The organism is Bacillus sp. LM 4-2, assembly GCF_000978495.1.
Classification (GTDB): Bacteria; Bacillota; Bacilli; order Bacillales; family Bacillaceae; genus Bacillus; species Bacillus subtilis.
The window spans coordinates 11,257-28,107 of record NZ_CP011101.1; the positions used below are offsets into that span (position 1 = coordinate 11,257).

At 44.1% G+C, this 16,851-nt stretch carries 12 protein-coding genes, 1 tRNA gene, 2 rRNA genes, 1 other RNA gene and 1 other annotated feature; of the genes, 11 read left to right on the forward strand and 5 right to left on the reverse strand.

The genetic code is table 11. The annotated features are described in order from the left end of the window. The first annotated feature begins 43 nt into the window (after positions 1-43). Positions 44-2,971 (forward strand): 23S ribosomal RNA (locus bslm_RS00055). Positions 2,972-3,026: 55 nt separating this feature from the next. Next, positions 3,027-3,142, forward strand: a 5S ribosomal RNA gene (gene rrf / locus bslm_RS00060). Between the two features lie 39 nt (positions 3,143-3,181). On the opposite strand, the gene bslm_RS00065 is transcribed toward rrf, so the two are convergent. Then, a complete protein-coding gene (locus bslm_RS00065; RefSeq protein WP_029317163.1) occupies positions 3,182-4,129 on the reverse strand; it encodes a YaaC family protein in 948 nt (315 codons plus the stop codon). A gap of 120 nt (positions 4,130-4,249) precedes the next feature. On the opposite strand from bslm_RS00065, the gene guaB reads away from it, so the two are divergent. From guaB to bslm_RS00095, 6 genes are all read left to right on the forward strand, one after another. Continuing rightward, entirely contained in the window at positions 4,250-5,716 is a 1,467-nt protein-coding gene (gene guaB, locus bslm_RS00070; RefSeq protein WP_003226803.1) for an IMP dehydrogenase, read from the forward strand. 152 nt (positions 5,717-5,868) lie between these two features. Beyond that, positions 5,869-7,200, forward strand: a complete 1,332-nt coding sequence (gene dacA, locus bslm_RS00075; RefSeq protein WP_032676922.1) for a D-alanyl-D-alanine carboxypeptidase — start codon at positions 5,869-5,871, stop codon at positions 7,198-7,200. Positions 7,201-7,396: 196 nt separating this feature from the next. Continuing rightward, positions 7,397-8,281 carry a pyridoxal 5'-phosphate synthase lyase subunit PdxS gene (gene pdxS, locus bslm_RS00080; protein ID WP_003247145.1) on the forward strand — a complete coding sequence of 295 codons (885 nt, stop codon included), beginning with the start codon at positions 7,397-7,399 and terminating at the stop codon, positions 8,279-8,281. A 21-nt stretch (positions 8,282-8,302) separates the two neighbouring features. Further along, positions 8,303-8,893: a pyridoxal 5'-phosphate synthase glutaminase subunit PdxT gene (gene pdxT / locus bslm_RS00085; protein WP_029726364.1), complete on the forward strand. Its 591-nt coding sequence runs from the start codon at positions 8,303-8,305 to the stop codon at positions 8,891-8,893. Between the two features lie 52 nt (positions 8,894-8,945). Beyond that, positions 8,946-9,158, forward strand: a binding site (T-box leader). A gap of 56 nt (positions 9,159-9,214) precedes the next feature. Beyond that, positions 9,215-10,492 (forward strand): serine--tRNA ligase, encoded by a 1,278-nt coding sequence (gene serS / locus bslm_RS00090; RefSeq protein WP_003247131.1) that lies wholly within the window; start codon positions 9,215-9,217, stop codon positions 10,490-10,492. 134 nt (positions 10,493-10,626) lie between these two features. Next, positions 10,627-10,719 (forward strand) — tRNA-Ser (locus tag bslm_RS00095). Positions 10,720-10,830: 111 nt separating this feature from the next. On the opposite strand, the gene dck is transcribed toward bslm_RS00095, so the two are convergent. The 4 genes from dck to bslm_RS00115 form a co-directional block, all read right to left on the reverse strand. Then, positions 10,831-11,484: a deoxyadenosine/deoxycytidine kinase gene (gene dck / locus bslm_RS00100; protein ID WP_003226792.1), complete on the reverse strand. Its 654-nt coding sequence runs from the start codon at positions 11,482-11,484 to the stop codon at positions 10,831-10,833. Next, on the reverse strand, positions 11,481-12,104 hold the full coding sequence (gene dgk, locus bslm_RS00105) for a deoxyguanosine kinase (protein WP_003247138.1): 624 nt from the start codon (positions 12,102-12,104) through the stop codon (positions 11,481-11,483). Before dgk ends, dck begins: the two co-directional genes overlap by 4 nt. 98 nt (positions 12,105-12,202) lie before the next feature. Next, the gene (locus tag bslm_RS00110) at positions 12,203-13,486 is read right to left on the reverse strand and encodes a glycoside hydrolase family 18 protein (protein WP_003247133.1); all 1,284 of its coding nucleotides are present in this window, start codon (positions 13,484-13,486) and stop codon (positions 12,203-12,205) included. Between the two features lie 69 nt (positions 13,487-13,555). Continuing rightward, positions 13,556-14,101 carry a cysteine hydrolase family protein gene (locus tag bslm_RS00115; RefSeq protein WP_003247139.1) on the reverse strand — a complete coding sequence of 182 codons (546 nt, stop codon included), beginning with the start codon at positions 14,099-14,101 and terminating at the stop codon, positions 13,556-13,558. Positions 14,102-14,186: 85 nt separating this feature from the next. Here bslm_RS00115 and tadA point away from each other — a divergent pair, with 85 nt between their 5' ends. The 3 genes from tadA (at position 14,187) to dnaX (ending at position 16,840) form a co-directional block, all read left to right on the forward strand. Beyond that, positions 14,187-14,672, forward strand: a complete 486-nt coding sequence (gene tadA, locus bslm_RS00120; RefSeq protein ID WP_003247140.1) for a tRNA adenosine(34) deaminase TadA — start codon at positions 14,187-14,189, stop codon at positions 14,670-14,672. 82 nt (positions 14,673-14,754) lie between these two features. Continuing rightward, positions 14,755-15,019: signal recognition particle sRNA large type (gene ffs / locus bslm_RS20265), an RNA gene on the forward strand. A gap of 129 nt (positions 15,020-15,148) precedes the next feature. After that, positions 15,149-16,840 carry a DNA polymerase III subunit gamma/tau gene (gene dnaX / locus bslm_RS00125; RefSeq protein ID WP_015253021.1) on the forward strand — a complete coding sequence of 564 codons (1,692 nt, stop codon included), beginning with the start codon at positions 15,149-15,151 and terminating at the stop codon, positions 16,838-16,840. Positions 16,841-16,851 lie beyond the last annotated feature (11 nt).

The following is a 16,851-nucleotide window of genomic DNA, read 5'->3' on the forward strand; positions in this document are numbered from 1 at the left end:
TTCAATTAGTAATACAAGATATCACATAGTGATTCTTTTTAACGGTTAAGTTAGAAAGGGCGCACGGTGGATGCCTTGGCACTAGGAGCCGATGAAGGACGGGACGAACACCGATATGCTTCGGGGAGCTGTAAGCAAGCTTTGATCCGGAGATTTCCGAATGGGGAAACCCACCACTCGTAATGGAGTGGTATCCATATCTGAATTCATAGGATATGAGAAGGCAGACCCGGGGAACTGAAACATCTAAGTACCCGGAGGAAGAGAAAGCAAATGCGATTCCCTGAGTAGCGGCGAGCGAAACGGGATTAGCCCAAACCAAGAGGCTTGCCTCTTGGGGTTGTAGGACACTCTGTACGGAGTTACAAAGGAACGAGGTAGATGAAGAGGTCTGGAAAGGCCCGCCATAGGAGGTAACAGCCCTGTAGTCAAAACTTCGTTCTCTCCTGAGTGGATCCTGAGTACGGCGGAACACGTGAAATTCCGTCGGAATCCGGGAGGACCATCTCCCAAGGCTAAATACTCCCTAGTGACCGATAGTGAACCAGTACCGTGAGGGAAAGGTGAAAAGCACCCCGGAAGGGGAGTGAAAGAGATCCTGAAACCGTGTGCCTACAAGTAGTCAGAGCCCGTTAACGGGTGATGGCGTGCCTTTTGTAGAATGAACCGGCGAGTTACGATCCCGTGCAAGGTTAAGCAGAAGATGCGGAGCCGCAGCGAAAGCGAGTCTGAATAGGGCGCATGAGTACGTGGTCGTAGACCCGAAACCAGGTGATCTACCCATGTCCAGGGTGAAGTTCAGGTAACACTGAATGGAGGCCCGAACCCACGCACGTTGAAAAGTGCGGGGATGAGGTGTGGGTAGGGGTGAAATGCCAATCGAACCTGGAGATAGCTGGTTCTCTCCGAAATAGCTTTAGGGCTAGCCTCAAGGTAAGAGTCTTGGAGGTAGAGCACTGATTGGACTAGGGGCCCCTACCGGGTTACCGAATTCAGTCAAACTCCGAATGCCAATGACTTATCCTTGGGAGTCAGACTGCGAGTGATAAGATCCGTAGTCGAAAGGGAAACAGCCCAGACCGCCAGCTAAGGTCCCAAAGTATACGTTAAGTGGAAAAGGATGTGGAGTTGCTTAGACAACCAGGATGTTGGCTTAGAAGCAGCCACCATTTAAAGAGTGCGTAATAGCTCACTGGTCGAGTGACTCTGCGCCGAAAATGTACCGGGGCTAAACGTATCACCGAAGCTGCGGACTGTTCTTCGAACAGTGGTAGGAGAGCGTTCTAAGGGCTGTGAAGCCAGACCGAAAGGACTGGTGGAGCGCTTAGAAGTGAGAATGCCGGTATGAGTAGCGAAAGAGGGGTGAGAATCCCCTCCACCGAATGCCTAAGGTTTCCTGAGGAAGGCTCGTCCGCTCAGGGTTAGTCGGGACCTAAGCCGAGGCCGAAAGGCGTAGGCGATGGACAACAGGTTGATATTCCTGTACCACCTCCTCACCATTTGAGCAATGGGGGGACGCAGGAGGATAGGGTAAGCGCGGTATTGGATATCCGCGTCCAAGCAGTTAGGCTGGGAAATAGGCAAATCCGTTTCCCATAAGGCTGAGCTGTGATGGCGAGCGAAATATAGTAGCGAAGTTCCTGATTCCACACTGCCAAGAAAAGCCTCTAGCGAGGTGAGAGGTGCCCGTACCGCAAACCGACACAGGTAGGCGAGGAGAGAATCCTAAGGTGATCGAGAGAACTCTCGTTAAGGAACTCGGCAAAATGACCCCGTAACTTCGGGAGAAGGGGTGCTCTGTTAGGGTGCAAGCCCGAGAGAGCCGCAGTGAATAGGCCCAGGCGACTGTTTAGCAAAAACACAGGTCTCTGCGAAGCCGTAAGGCGAAGTATAGGGGCTGACGCCTGCCCGGTGCTGGAAGGTTAAGAGGAGCGCTTAGCGTAAGCGAAGGTGCGAATTGAAGCCCCAGTAAACGGCGGCCGTAACTATAACGGTCCTAAGGTAGCGAAATTCCTTGTCGGGTAAGTTCCGACCCGCACGAAAGGCGCAACGATCTGGGCACTGTCTCAACGAGAGACTCGGTGAAATTATAGTACCTGTGAAGATGCAGGTTACCCGCGACAGGACGGAAAGACCCCGTGGAGCTTTACTGCAGCCTGATATTGAATGTTGGTACAGCTTGTACAGGATAGGTAGGAGCCTTGGAAACCGGAGCGCCAGCTTCGGTGGAGGCATCGGTGGGATACTACCCTGGCTGTATTGACCTTCTAACCCGCCGCCCTTATCGGGCGGGGAGACAGTGTCAGGTGGGCAGTTTGACTGGGGCGGTCGCCTCCTAAAAGGTAACGGAGGCGCCCAAAGGTTCCCTCAGAATGGTTGGAAATCATTCGCAGAGTGTAAAGGCACAAGGGAGCTTGACTGCGAGACCTACAAGTCGAGCAGGGACGAAAGTCGGGCTTAGTGATCCGGTGGTTCCGCATGGAAGGGCCATCGCTCAACGGATAAAAGCTACCCCGGGGATAACAGGCTTATCTCCCCCAAGAGTCCACATCGACGGGGAGGTTTGGCACCTCGATGTCGGCTCATCGCATCCTGGGGCTGTAGTCGGTCCCAAGGGTTGGGCTGTTCGCCCATTAAAGCGGTACGCGAGCTGGGTTCAGAACGTCGTGAGACAGTTCGGTCCCTATCCGTCGCGGGCGCAGGAAATTTGAGAGGAGCTGTCCTTAGTACGAGAGGACCGGGATGGACGCACCGCTGGTGTACCAGTTGTTCTGCCAAGGGCATCGCTGGGTAGCTATGTGCGGACGGGATAAGTGCTGAAAGCATCTAAGCATGAAGCCCCCCTCAAGATGAGATTTCCCATTCCGCAAGGAAGTAAGATCCCTGAAAGATGATCAGGTTGATAGGTCTGAGGTGGAAGTGTGGCGACACATGGAGCTGACAGATACTAATCGATCGAGGACTTAACCATATTTTTGAATGATGTCACACCTGTTATCTAGTTTTGAGAGAACACTCTCAATTTGTTTGGTGGCGATAGCGAAGAGGTCACACCCGTTCCCATACCGAACACGGAAGTTAAGCTCTTCAGCGCCGATGGTAGTCGGGGGTTTCCCCCTGTGAGAGTAGGACGCCGCCAAGCAAGTTTAAACCCAGCTCATTGAGCTGGGTTTTTTGTTTGTTAAAAATGAAGAAGAAACTGTGAAGCGTATTTAGGGAATTTCTTTTCTGATACTAATAAAAACTGCTGAATTAACACGTAGTCATCACTTATATGCTGTGTTAATAACTCATACCACCATTCTGTTTCATACCTTGCAATCATCCCAACGTTGTACAAAATCAAATAATGAATTGTCATTTCGGGAAGCCTCAGAAATTGCTCCCTTTGAGAAGGGATATAATATTGGTTCTTTTCCATGTCAAACAATAAGCTGGTCGATGTCCATGGCTCCTTGTCTTGTGGTGAAATTTCGAACAGCAGCCCGTGTTCATTTTTTTTTGTAAAAGACCATTGATAATGATGGGACATGTATTCAGCAAACCTTGAATCAGACATTTTGTAATTGATTACTACTTCCTCCGGTACAAAAATTTCGTTCTTATCCTTCTCAACTTTTGTCATAAATCGTTCTTTCTGCTGAAAGTAGAAAATATCGCTAAGTTCTGGAATGGCCATTAATAATTTTTTCATGGTATACCGTTCATCTACTATATCCGATTGTCCGAATAAATGTTTCATAAAATGTACGCATAGGCCATTCCGTTGTATTTTCACTTCATCGTCGCTAAAACAATAATTTTGTTTCTTTCGTTTTCTTGTTGTTACGCCATGCGCCAGTACTGATGTATGGCTTGGATAATGAGGATCACGTGTAATTAAGCATGCTTTGATAAGCTGTGCCATTCCATAAAATAAAAGAATCGGTTTGATTTCTAAGGGAGAATATGCGGCTTGTTTATAAAACGATTCGGCATGCTTTAAGAAATAAATAAACCGTTCACTGTTTTTAAAAGAGTTTTTTTTCGCATCGTCAATACCGTTTAAGATATAAACCTTTTCTAGAAATTTCTGGGTTGATTCAACGGAGTAAAATAGCGCTAAGTCTTTCCACTCATGATATGTCATGTATATTTCTTAATCCTTTCCGTTATCTAAATATTTCAACTCTTTCCCGCTTCCTTGACATGCTCTTGGCTAGTTGATAATCTACATATAATATTTTGCCGAAAAGAGGGGGATTTACTAATGTGGGAAAGTAAATTTTCAAAAGAAGGCTTAACGTTCGACGATGTGCTGCTTGTACCAGCAAAGTCTGAGGTACTTCCGCGTGATGTGGATTTATCTGTAGAACTTACAAAAACGTTAAAGCTAAATATTCCTGTCATCAGCGCAGGTATGGACACTGTAACAGAATCAGCAATGGCAATTGCAATGGCAAGACAGGGCGGCTTGGGCATTATTCACAAAAATATGTCCATTGAACAGCAGGCTGAACAAGTTGATAAAGTAAAGCGTTCTGAGCGCGGCGTTATCACAAATCCCTTCTTTTTAACTCCTGATCACCAAGTATTTGATGCGGAGCATTTGATGGGGAAATACAGAATTTCCGGTGTTCCGATTGTAAATAATGAAGAAGACCAGAAGCTTGTTGGAATTATTACAAACCGTGACCTTCGTTTTATTTCTGACTACTCAATGAAAATCAGCGACGTCATGACGAAAGAAGAGCTAGTTACTGCATCTGTAGGAACTACTCTGGATGAAGCTGAAAAGATTTTGCAGAAACATAAAATTGAAAAGCTTCCTCTCGTAGATGACCAGAATAAATTAAAAGGTCTTATCACAATTAAAGACATTGAAAAAGTCATTGAGTTCCCGAACTCATCTAAAGACATTCACGGCCGCCTGATCGTTGGCGCGGCAGTTGGTGTAACTGGCGATACAATGACTCGCGTCAAAAAGCTTGTTGAAGCCAATGTTGATGTGATTGTTATCGATACAGCTCACGGACACTCTCAAGGCGTTTTAAACACAGTCACAAAAATCCGTGAAACGTATCCCGAATTAAACATTATTGCTGGAAACGTGGCAACAGCTGAAGCGACAAGAGCGCTTATCGAAGCTGGAGCAGACGTTGTCAAAGTTGGAATAGGACCTGGTTCAATTTGTACTACACGTGTTGTAGCCGGCGTCGGTGTTCCGCAAATTACAGCAATTTATGATTGTGCGACTGAAGCAAGAAAACACGGCAAAACAATCATAGCCGATGGTGGGATTAAATTCTCTGGCGATATCACTAAAGCATTGGCAGCCGGCGGACATGCTGTTATGCTCGGAAGCTTGCTTGCAGGCACATCAGAAAGCCCTGGTGAAACTGAAATCTACCAAGGCAGAAGATTTAAGGTATACCGCGGCATGGGATCAGTTGCTGCAATGGAAAAAGGAAGTAAAGACCGTTACTTCCAAGAAGAAAACAAAAAATTTGTTCCTGAAGGAATTGAAGGACGCACACCTTACAAAGGACCAGTTGAAGAAACCGTTTATCAGCTAGTCGGAGGCCTTCGTTCTGGTATGGGGTATTGCGGGTCCAAAGATCTGCGTGCGCTAAGAGAAGAAGCTCAGTTCATTCGCATGACTGGCGCAGGACTTCGCGAAAGCCATCCGCATGACGTACAGATTACAAAAGAATCACCTAACTATACAATTTCATAATAAATTGTTACAAATTAAAAACATTTGACAGGGTCTCTGACTCTGTCTATTTTTTTTATACTGATTATGATAAAATTTATACTGTTGTGCATTGAAAATGTCCTTAACGGCTTAATTATAGATGAAGAAAATGAAATACGGAGGTCGTACGATTGAACATCAAGAAATGTAAACAGCTACTGATGTCATTGGTTGTGTTAACTCTAGCTGTCACGTGTCTGGCTCCAATGTCAAAAGCAAAAGCAGCCAGCGATCCAATTGATATCAATGCATCTGCTGCTATTATGATCGAAGCTTCTTCAGGTAAAATTCTTTACAGTAAAAATGCAGATAAGAGACTGCCAATTGCGAGTATGACAAAAATGATGACAGAGTATCTGTTATTGGAAGCAATTGATCAAGGTAAAGTGAAATGGGACCAAACCTATACGCCTGATGACTATGTGTATGAAATTTCCCAAGATAACAGCTTATCAAACGTTCCTCTTCGGAAAGACGGGAAATACACAGTAAAAGAATTATATCAAGCTACAGCAATTTATTCTGCAAATGCTGCTGCTATTGCGATTGCAGAAATCGTTGCCGGTTCTGAAACTAAGTTTGTTGAAAAAATGAATGCAAAAGCAAAAGAACTAGGCTTAACAGATTACAAATTTGTTAACGCAACAGGTCTTGAAAACAAAGATCTTCACGGGCATCAGCCTGAGGGGACAAGCGTAAATGAAGAAAGTGAAGTTTCTGCAAAGGATATGGCGATTCTTGCGGATCACTTGATTACTGATTACCCTGAGATACTGGAGACTTCCAGTATCGCCAAAACGAAATTCAGAGAAGGCACCGATGATGAAATGGACATGCCGAACTGGAATTTTATGCTGAAGGGGCTTGTCAGCGAGTATAAAAAAGCGACTGTAGACGGACTGAAAACAGGTTCTACTGACTCTGCGGGTTCATGCTTTACAGGAACAGCTGAACGCAACGGTATGCGTGTCATCACTGTTGTTTTGAACGCAAAGGGCAACCTTCATACAGGCCGTTTCGATGAAACGAAGAAAATGTTTGATTATGCTTTCGACAATTTCTCCATGAAAGAAATTTATGCTGAAGGCGATCAAGTAAAAGGCCATAAAACAATTTCAGTTGATAAGGGTAAAGAGAAAGAAGTAGGCATTGTGACAAACAAGGCGTTCTCTCTTCCTGTCAAAAATGGTGAAGAAAAGAATTACAAAGCGAAGGTCACACTGAATAAAGACAACTTAACTGCTCCTGTGAAAAAAGGAACCAAGGTTGGGAAGCTGACTGCGGAATACACAGGTGATGAAAAGGATTACGGATTCATTAACAGCGATCTGGCTGGCGTAGACCTTGTTACAAAAGAAAATGTAGAAAAAGCAAACTGGTTTGTTTTGACAATGCGCAGTATCGGCGGATTTTTTGCCGGAATTTGGGGAAGCATTGTTGATACGGTAACCGGCTGGTTTTAATCAATTGAAAGAGCTCTGATGGATGTTAGGGCTCTTTCGCGTAATATACTGAAAAAACCCAATTTTTAATAAAAAATGATTTTCAAAGCGCTAAAAACCGAATAAAATAGTATATATCCATATGAATTATTGGATTTCTAGGATACAATAAGGATTAGAAATCATATAACTATACCTTGATTAGGGGGACCAAGAAATGGCTCAAACAGGTACTGAACGTGTAAAACGCGGAATGGCAGAAATGCAAAAAGGCGGCGTCATCATGGACGTCATCAATGCGGAACAAGCGAAAATCGCTGAAGAAGCTGGAGCTGTCGCTGTAATGGCGCTAGAACGTGTGCCAGCAGATATTCGCGCGGCTGGAGGAGTTGCCCGTATGGCTGACCCTACAATCGTGGAAGAAGTAATGAATGCAGTATCTATCCCGGTAATGGCAAAAGCGCGTATCGGACATATTGTTGAAGCGCGTGTGCTTGAAGCTATGGGTGTTGACTATATTGATGAAAGTGAAGTTCTGACGCCGGCTGACGAAGAATTTCATTTAAATAAAAATGAATACACAGTTCCTTTTGTCTGTGGCTGCCGTGATCTTGGTGAAGCAACACGCCGTATTGCGGAAGGTGCTTCTATGCTTCGCACAAAAGGTGAGCCTGGAACAGGTAATATTGTTGAGGCTGTTCGCCATATGCGTAAAGTTAACGCTCAAGTGCGCAAAGTAGTTGCGATGAGTGAGGATGAACTAATGACAGAAGCGAAAAATCTAGGTGCTCCTTACGAGCTTCTTCTTCAAATTAAAAAAGACGGCAAGCTTCCTGTCGTTAACTTTGCCGCTGGCGGCGTAGCAACTCCAGCTGATGCTGCTCTCATGATGCAGCTTGGTGCTGACGGAGTATTTGTTGGTTCTGGTATTTTCAAATCAGACAACCCTGCTAAATTCGCGAAAGCAATTGTGGAAGCAACAACTCACTTTACTGATTACAAATTGATCGCTGAGTTGTCAAAAGAGCTTGGTACTGCAATGAAAGGGATTGAAATCTCAAACTTACTTCCAGAACAGCGTATGCAAGAACGCGGCTGGTAAGAACATAGGAGCGCTGCTGACATGTTAACAATAGGTGTACTAGGACTTCAAGGAGCAGTTAGAGAGCACATCCATGCGATTGAAGCATGCGGCGCGGCTGGTCTTGTCGTAAAACGTCCGGAGCAGCTGAACGAAGTTGACGGGTTGATTTTGCCGGGCGGTGAGAGCACGACGATGCGCCGTTTGATCGATACGTATCAATTCATGGAGCCGCTTCGTGAATTCGCTGCTCAGGGCAAACCGATGTTTGGAACATGTGCCGGATTAATTATATTAGCAAAAGAAATTGCCGGTTCAGATAATCCTCATTTAGGTCTTCTGAATGTGGTTGTAGAACGTAATTCATTTGGCCGGCAGGTTGACAGCTTTGAAGCTGATTTAACAATTAAAGGCTTGGACGAGCCTTTTACAGGGGTATTCATCCGTGCTCCGCATATTTTAGAAGCTGGTGAAAATGTTGAAGTTCTATCGGAGCATAATGGTCGTATTGTAGCCGCGAAACAGGGGCAATTCCTTGGCTGCTCATTCCATCCGGAGCTGACAGAAGATCACCGAGTGACAAAGCTGTTTGTTGAAATGGTTGAGGAATACAAGCAAAAGGCACTTGTATAAAACAGTTGAAAGCTGTGGAAACTTATAGTACATTATAAGCACAAATAAAGATCGAAAAGCGTTGATAGGAACTAGTAGGGAGCCTCTCTTTCTAAGAGAGCCGATGGTTGGTGCGAATCGGTGAAAGATGCTGTCTGAATCCATCCTTGAGCGAAATGCTGAAGCAAGTAGGCATTTACGGGATAACCGTTATGTTTGAAAGTGGAAAACGAGTCTTTGATTTGTTTTCAATCAGGGTGGCAACGCGAGAGCTCTCGTCCCTTTATGGGGATGAGGGCTCTTTTTATTTTCGATAAATCAATAAAAAAAGGAGTGTTTCGCATGCTTGATACGAAAATGCTGAGAGCAAATTTTCAAGAAATTAAAGCAAAGCTTGTACACAAAGGCGAAGACTTAACTGATTTTGATAAGTTTGAGGCGCTGGATGATAGACGAAGAGAGCTTATCGGCAAGGTTGAAGAGTTAAAAGGAAAACGAAATGAAGTTTCTCAGCAGGTTGCTGTGCTGAAGCGTGAGAAAAAAGACGCGGATCACATTATTAAAGAAATGCGTGAAGTCGGCGAGGAAATTAAAAAGCTTGATGAAGAATTGCGAACAGTGGAAGCTGAGCTTGATACAATCCTTCTCTCAATCCCGAATATTCCGCATGAGTCTGTACCTGTCGGTGAAACAGAAGACGACAACGTAGAAGTGCGTAAATGGGGTGAAAAGCCTTCATTTGCTTATGAGCCGAAGCCGCACTGGGATATTGCGGATGAGCTGGGTATTCTGGATTTTGAACGTGCTGCCAAAGTAACAGGAAGCCGTTTCGTGTTCTATAAAGGCTTAGGTGCTCGTCTGGAGCGTGCGCTTTATAACTTTATGCTTGATCTGCATGTGGATGAGTATAACTACACTGAAGTGATCCCGCCATATATGGTAAACCGCGCAAGCATGACGGGAACGGGGCAGCTTCCTAAATTTGAAGAGGATGCATTTAAAATCAGAGAAGAAGATTATTTCTTAATTCCAACGGCGGAAGTGCCGATTACAAACATGCATCGCGATGAAATCCTTTCAGGTGACAGCCTGCCGATCAACTATGCGGCATTCAGTGCTTGCTTCCGTTCTGAAGCTGGTTCAGCAGGACGTGACACACGCGGATTAATTCGTCAGCACCAATTTAATAAAGTTGAGCTTGTAAAGTTTGTGAAGCCTGAAGATTCTTATGAAGAATTAGAGAAACTTACAAACCAAGCAGAACGGGTTCTTCAGCTGCTTGAGCTTCCATACCGTGTCATGAGCATGTGTACGGGTGACTTAGGCTTTACGGCTGCGAAAAAATACGATATCGAAGTTTGGATTCCAAGCCAAGACACATATCGAGAAATCTCTTCTTGCAGCAACTTCGAAGCGTTCCAGGCGAGACGTGCGAATATTCGTTTCAGACGTGAAGCGAAAGGCAAGCCTGAGCATGTACACACACTGAACGGTTCAGGACTGGCGGTTGGAAGAACAGTTGCTGCTATCTTAGAAAATTATCAGCAGGAAGACGGAAGCGTTGTGATTCCGAAAGTGCTTCGTCCTTATATGGGGAATAGAGAAGTAATGAAACCGTAAATTATGGAAAGGCGTGCCTGACAAGGTGCGCCTTTTTGCTTATGTAAACACGGCATTTTCATAAAAACAAAAAAAGTTTTTAAAAATGCTTGACCACACGAGAACATACGTGATATAGTAAGTCTTGTCGATACGGAGGAATACCCAAGTCCGGCTGAAGGGATCGGTCTTGAAAACCGACAGGGGTGTCAAAGCCCGCGGGGGTTCGAATCCCTCTTCCTCCGCCATATTGATTTTAATTCTAATGAAACACAAGCATATATTGGAGATTGTTTTGTCCGTTGCATTCGGTGCGGCGGATTTTTTATTTTAAAGAAAAAGTGAATCTCGACTGAGATTCACTTTTTTTGATTATCATGAATAACTGAAGCAATTTGATCTACAATATTTTCAATCGAGTTTTCGTCGTTCAGAAGATCATAATCTTCAATGCGAAGTTTTAAAACAGGGCAGGCATTAAAACCGCTTATCCAGTTCTCGTAGCGTGTATGCATTTCTTCCCAATAAGACCGGCTTGTCTGAAGCTCCATCTCACGGCCGCGTTGTTCAATCCGGTTTAAAATGTTCTCCAGATCTCCTTCTAAATAGATCAACACATCTGGATGTGGGAAATACGGTGTCATTACCATTGCTTCGAAAAGGCTTGTGTAAGTCTTATAATCAACCTTTGACATTGTCCCTTTATCAGCATGCATTTTTGCGAAAATTCCTGTATCTTCATAAATCGAACGATCCTGTACAAAACCTCCGCCGGCTTCAAAAATTGTTTTCTGTTCTTTGAAGCGTTCAGCTAAGAAGTAAATTTGAAGGTGAAAGCTCCAACGTTCAAAATCATGATAGAACTTTTCCAAATATGGATTATGATCGACTTCCTCCAACGATGTTTTAAATCCAAGCCGTTTAGCTAAAGTTTTTGTTAAAGTCGATTTTCCGACACCTACTGTTCCTGCTACTGTAATAATTGAATTCTTAGGGATATGATGTTCCTTCATACGATAAGCTCCTTTACATGGGCGGCAATGCGTTCAAAGTCGCTCTTATTCAAAACGAAATCCTTTGAATCACCATCTACGGTTAACACTGTAAGTTCAGGGTCTGCTTCCTGCAGCTGCTTGATGGCGACTTCATAATCTGAAATCAGCTGCTCCAAATAGCTAGTTTCAATTTTTTTCTCAAAGGGGCGCCCGCGTTTTTCAATGCGGTGTAGCAATGTAGGCAGACTGGCCTTTATGTAAATGATGAAATTCGGCTTTGGCAGATCATCCGTTAGCAGGTGATATATCTTTTTGTATTTTTCCAGCTGATGTGGAGACAAGGTTCGTTCCGCAAAAATCACATTTTTATAAATATGATAATCAGCTATTACAGGCTGTCCCTTTTTTAAAAAGTGATCACTGGTGTCTTCAAGCTGTTTGTATCTGTGACAAAGAAAAAACATCTCGAGCTGGAAGCTCCATTCCTTTATATTGTCATAAAACTTATCAAGGTACGGGTTATCCTCTACAATCTCATTGATCATAGGGAATCCGAATTTTTGTGAGAGCATCGTTGCGAGAGTTGTTTTTCCTGCCCCGATAGGACCTTCTATTGCAATAAAAGGGGCTGTATTCATCGGAATCCTCCTTATATCTGAAAAACGTGCGTCAGTTACCGACCTTCATATTGTATCACAACCCTTGGGTGCCCCCATGAAAAAAAGACGTTTCCAAATTATCGAAACGTCTTTTTGACAACATTAAATTGATCAGACAGCAGCAGCCAGTTTTGTGGAAAGGAAAGACCCAGCTTCCAATAGCTGATGCCTCTTAAATTCAGCTCTTTAATCAGATTGAATTTTGCTTGAATCGAGCGGGCATCCTCGAACCATACCTCGTGCCTTCTGTTTTCTGCATCAGTATAGCGGAAGAAAGGAGCTTGAGCGGTTTGGTCATACTGAATGGAAGCATTGTTCTGATCAGCTATGACAATGGCTTGCTGAGGGCTTACTGCTCTTGCTGGAGTTCCCCCTGCTGTATATGGCAGCGTCCAGTCATATCCATATAAATTCTGGCCCATGACAATTTTGTTCGCAGGCATTTCAGTCAAAGCATATTCTATGACATCACGGACAGGTCCAATTGGAGAAACCGCTTGAGGCGGTCCGCCGCTATAGCCCCATTCATATGTCATGAGAACAACAAAGTCGACAATTTCGCCATGTGCCCTGTAATCATGAGCTTCATACCACCTGCCCTGCTGTGTTGCACTTGTTTTAGGAGCAAGAGCCGTAGAAATTTCTAAGCCCTCTCGATGGAAAAGATCCCTTGCTTCGCGGAGGAATTGATTATAGGCCTCTCTATCCTGGGGCCGCAAATATTCAAAGTCGAAATGAATGTCACGGAAGCCATATCTTCTGGCATTCTCGACTATTTCATTTAGAAGCCGTCTTTTTACAGTTTCGTCGTTCAAAAGGATCCGGCCAAGTTCATCGCTGAATGCCTGGTTTTCTAGGTTCGTTATAATCATCATCAATGTTGTATTTTGACTTTCTGTAATGCTCCTTAAATTCGTTAAAGGCGGTGCGACTAAGGTTCCGTTCCGCTGTGCCTGGAAGCTGAATGCGCCAAGGTAAGTTAAGTAGGGCGACGCTTCTCTGGCCGCCTGCTGGAGATTTTCGCTGACTTGATTTCCTCGGGGCTCCAAATAAGCATTTGATTCGATGTCTCGTTTAGGAGCTGGAGGGATGTATAAACGGAAACCAATCTGAAGCACGGTATTTAACTGGATGCGGTTAACCCTTGCGAGCTCGGCTGCTGTTGTATTGAACTGCCGGGCGATGGATGTCAGGGTATCACCTCGCTTCACATCATAGAACTGGCCAGCTATTGGAATGACAATGGTTTGTCCGACAACAAGGCTGTCGGGATTCGGTATTTCATTCGTTTCAGTGATGTCATTTGTGGTTGTTCTGTATTGTGAAGCGATAGCAGAAAGAGTGTCGCCTTGTTTTACCACATAAATTTGAATGAAAAACGCCTCCTTTCATATCGCTATCAATGTATGAAAGAAAAGCGCTGATCATGTTTATTTTTCTATAATTTGTTCTTCCGTCGTAATTTCTGCGAAAAGAACATTCTCCATCATGGTTAAGGCGAATTCGTTATCTTCGTCACTGTTTGACGCGATACAGTCCTTAGGAATCGTGATGCTGTATTCCCTCATATAAGCGTCATTAGCGGTAAACAGCACGCATATATTGCCGGCTATACCTGTTATGATAATATGTCTCACCTGCAACTCAGTAAGAAGGGTGTGAAGTGCTGTTTCGTAGAAAGCGGAATGTTTCGGTTTGATTAAAAAATAATCAGCATCTACCGGAGCTATCTTTGTGATGATATCCTTGCTTCTTTCATTTGTGCATTCTTGCTGTATGTTTTTAATGTCAGCTTGCCAAAGTCCATAATGATCATTGATGTAAATAATCGGCCATTCATTTTGTCTCGCGTGCTCCTTTAATGATAAAATATGAGGAACGATTTTTTCTGTTTTTTTAGCGAGGGTTTCCCCCATATCGAATTCAAAATTATTGATCATGTCTACAATGAGAAGGGCTTTATCTGCTTTGGACAATCGACAGTCTCCTTTCCGTTTCAGTTATAGTTAATATGTAGCCTTTTTAGGCAATGAAAAAACTTTGAAAAGAGAGCTTATCCTTATGACACAAGATGAACTTTATATGAAAGAAGCAATTAAAGAAGCGAAAAAGGCTGAAGAGAAAGGTGAAGTGCCAATAGGTGCGGTGCTTGTCATTAATGGTGAAATTATAGCGCGTGCGCATAATTTAAGAGAGACTGAACAGCGATCTATTGCCCATGCAGAAATGCTTGTAATTGATGAAGCGTGTAAGGCACTCGGAACATGGCGGCTGGAAGGTGCGACTCTTTATGTGACGCTTGAGCCTTGTCCAATGTGTGCTGGTGCAGTCGTACTTTCTCGAGTGGAAAAAGTGGTTTTTGGCGCATTTGATCCGAAAGGCGGCTGTTCAGGCACGCTAATGAACCTTCTCCAGGAGGAACGCTTTAATCATCAGGCTGAAGTGGTGAGCGGTGTACTTGAGGAAGAATGCGGCGGAATGCTCAGTGCGTTTTTCAGAGAACTAAGAAAAAAGAAGAAAGCTGCCAGGAAAAACTTGTCTGAATAGTACGGTTGCAATTTTTAGGGGAAACAGATATACTTAAGTGTGCATCGTAATAGATGCAACTTAAAATTTGATATTTATTTTGCCGTGCTAAGCGGGGAGGTAGCGGTGCCCTGTACCTGCAATCCGCTCTAGCAGGGCCGAATCCCTTCTCGAGGTTCGTTTACTTTAAGGCCTGCCTTAAGTAAGTGGTGTTGACGTTTGGGTCCTGCGCAATGGGAATTCATGAACCATGTCAGGTCCGGAAGGAAGCAGCATTAAGTGAAACCTCTCATGTGCCGCAGGGTTGCCTGGGCCGAGCTAACTGCTTAAGTAACGCTTAGGGTAGCGAATCGACAGAAGGTGCACGGTAAATCAATCATCAAATTTTCAGACTCACCTAATATTAGGTGAGTTTTTTGTTATGTAAAAAGAGCTTTTGGAATCGAAACAAGGTTCATGTATAATGGGAATGATGAATAACGGAGGAGGGCAAACCCGTGAGTTACCAAGCTTTATATCGAGTATTCAGGCCTCAGCGCTTTGAAGATGTGGTCGGACAAGAACACATTACAAAAACGCTGCAAAATGCCCTTTTGCAAAAAAAGTTTTCTCACGCCTATCTGTTTTCCGGGCCAAGAGGAACCGGAAAAACCAGTGCAGCCAAAATATTTGCTAAGGCTGTCAACTGTGAACATGCTCCTGTTGATGAGCCATGCAACGAATGTGCGGCCTGTAAAGGGATAACAAACGGGTCAATATCCGATGTCATAGAAATTGACGCCGCTTCTAATAACGGTGTTGATGAGATTCGTGACATTCGCGATAAAGTGAAGTTTGCCCCATCGGCCGTCACATATAAGGTATATATCATAGATGAGGTGCATATGCTTTCTATCGGCGCTTTTAATGCATTACTAAAAACATTAGAAGAGCCGCCTGAGCATTGTATCTTCATATTAGCAACAACTGAACCGCACAAAATTCCTTTAACCATTATCTCTAGATGTCAGCGTTTTGACTTTAAACGAATTACCTCCCAAGCGATTGTAGGGCGCATGAATAAAATTGTTGATGCTGAACAGCTGCAAGTGGAGGAAGGATCGCTGGATATCATCGCGAGTGCTGCAGACGGAGGGATGAGGGATGCCCTGAGCCTTCTTGATCAGGCCATATCATTCAGCGGCGATATCCTGAAAGTCGAAGATGCGCTTTTAATTACGGGTGCTGTTTCTCAATTATATATCGGGAAGCTTGCACAATCCCTGCATGATAAAAACGTTTCTGACGCACTGGAAACATTAAATGAATTGCTTCAGCAAGGAAAAGATCCAGCTAAGCTGATAGAAGATATGATTTTCTATTTCAGGGACATGCTGCTGTACAAAACAGCCCCTGGCTTAGAGGGAGTGCTTGAGAAAGTAAAAGTCGATGAAACGTTCCGGGAACTAAGTGAACAAATTCCGGCTCAGGCCCTATATGAAATGATTGATATTCTGAACAAGAGCCATCAGGAAATGAAATGGACAAATCATCCGCGTATCTTTTTCGAAGTGGCCGTTGTGAAGATTTGCCAAACCTCACATCAATCTGCTGCTGATCTCCCGGAAGTGGATATGCTGATGAAAAAAATCCAGCAGCTCGAACAGGAAGTAGAGCGGCTCAAAACAACGGGCATAAAAGCAGCTGCGGAAAGCCCTAAAAAAGAAGCGCCGCGTGTGCCAAAGGGCGGGAAATCCAATTACAAAGCGCCAGTAGGCAGAATTCATGAGATTTTGAAGGAAGCCACAAGACCGGATCTTGATCTGCTCAGAAACAGTTGGGGCAAGCTTCTTGCTCATCTCAAACAGCAAAACAAAGTATCACATGCCGCTTTGCTGAATGACAGTGAACCTGTGGCTGCCGGATCGGCGGCATTTGTTCTGAAATTCAAATATGAAATTCATTGTAAAATGGTCGCTGAGGATAACAACGGAGTCCGGACTAATCTTGAACAGATTTTAGAATCGATGCTCGGAAAAAGAATGGATTTGATTGGCGTTCCAGAAGCACAATGGGGTAAAATAAGAGAAGAATTTTTAGAAGATCATCAGCAGGAAAATGAAGGATCAAATGTACCGGCTGAAGAAGACCCGCTTATTGCCGAAGCGAAAAAGCTTGTTGGAGCGGATTTAATTGAAATAAAAGACTAACAAAATGAAAG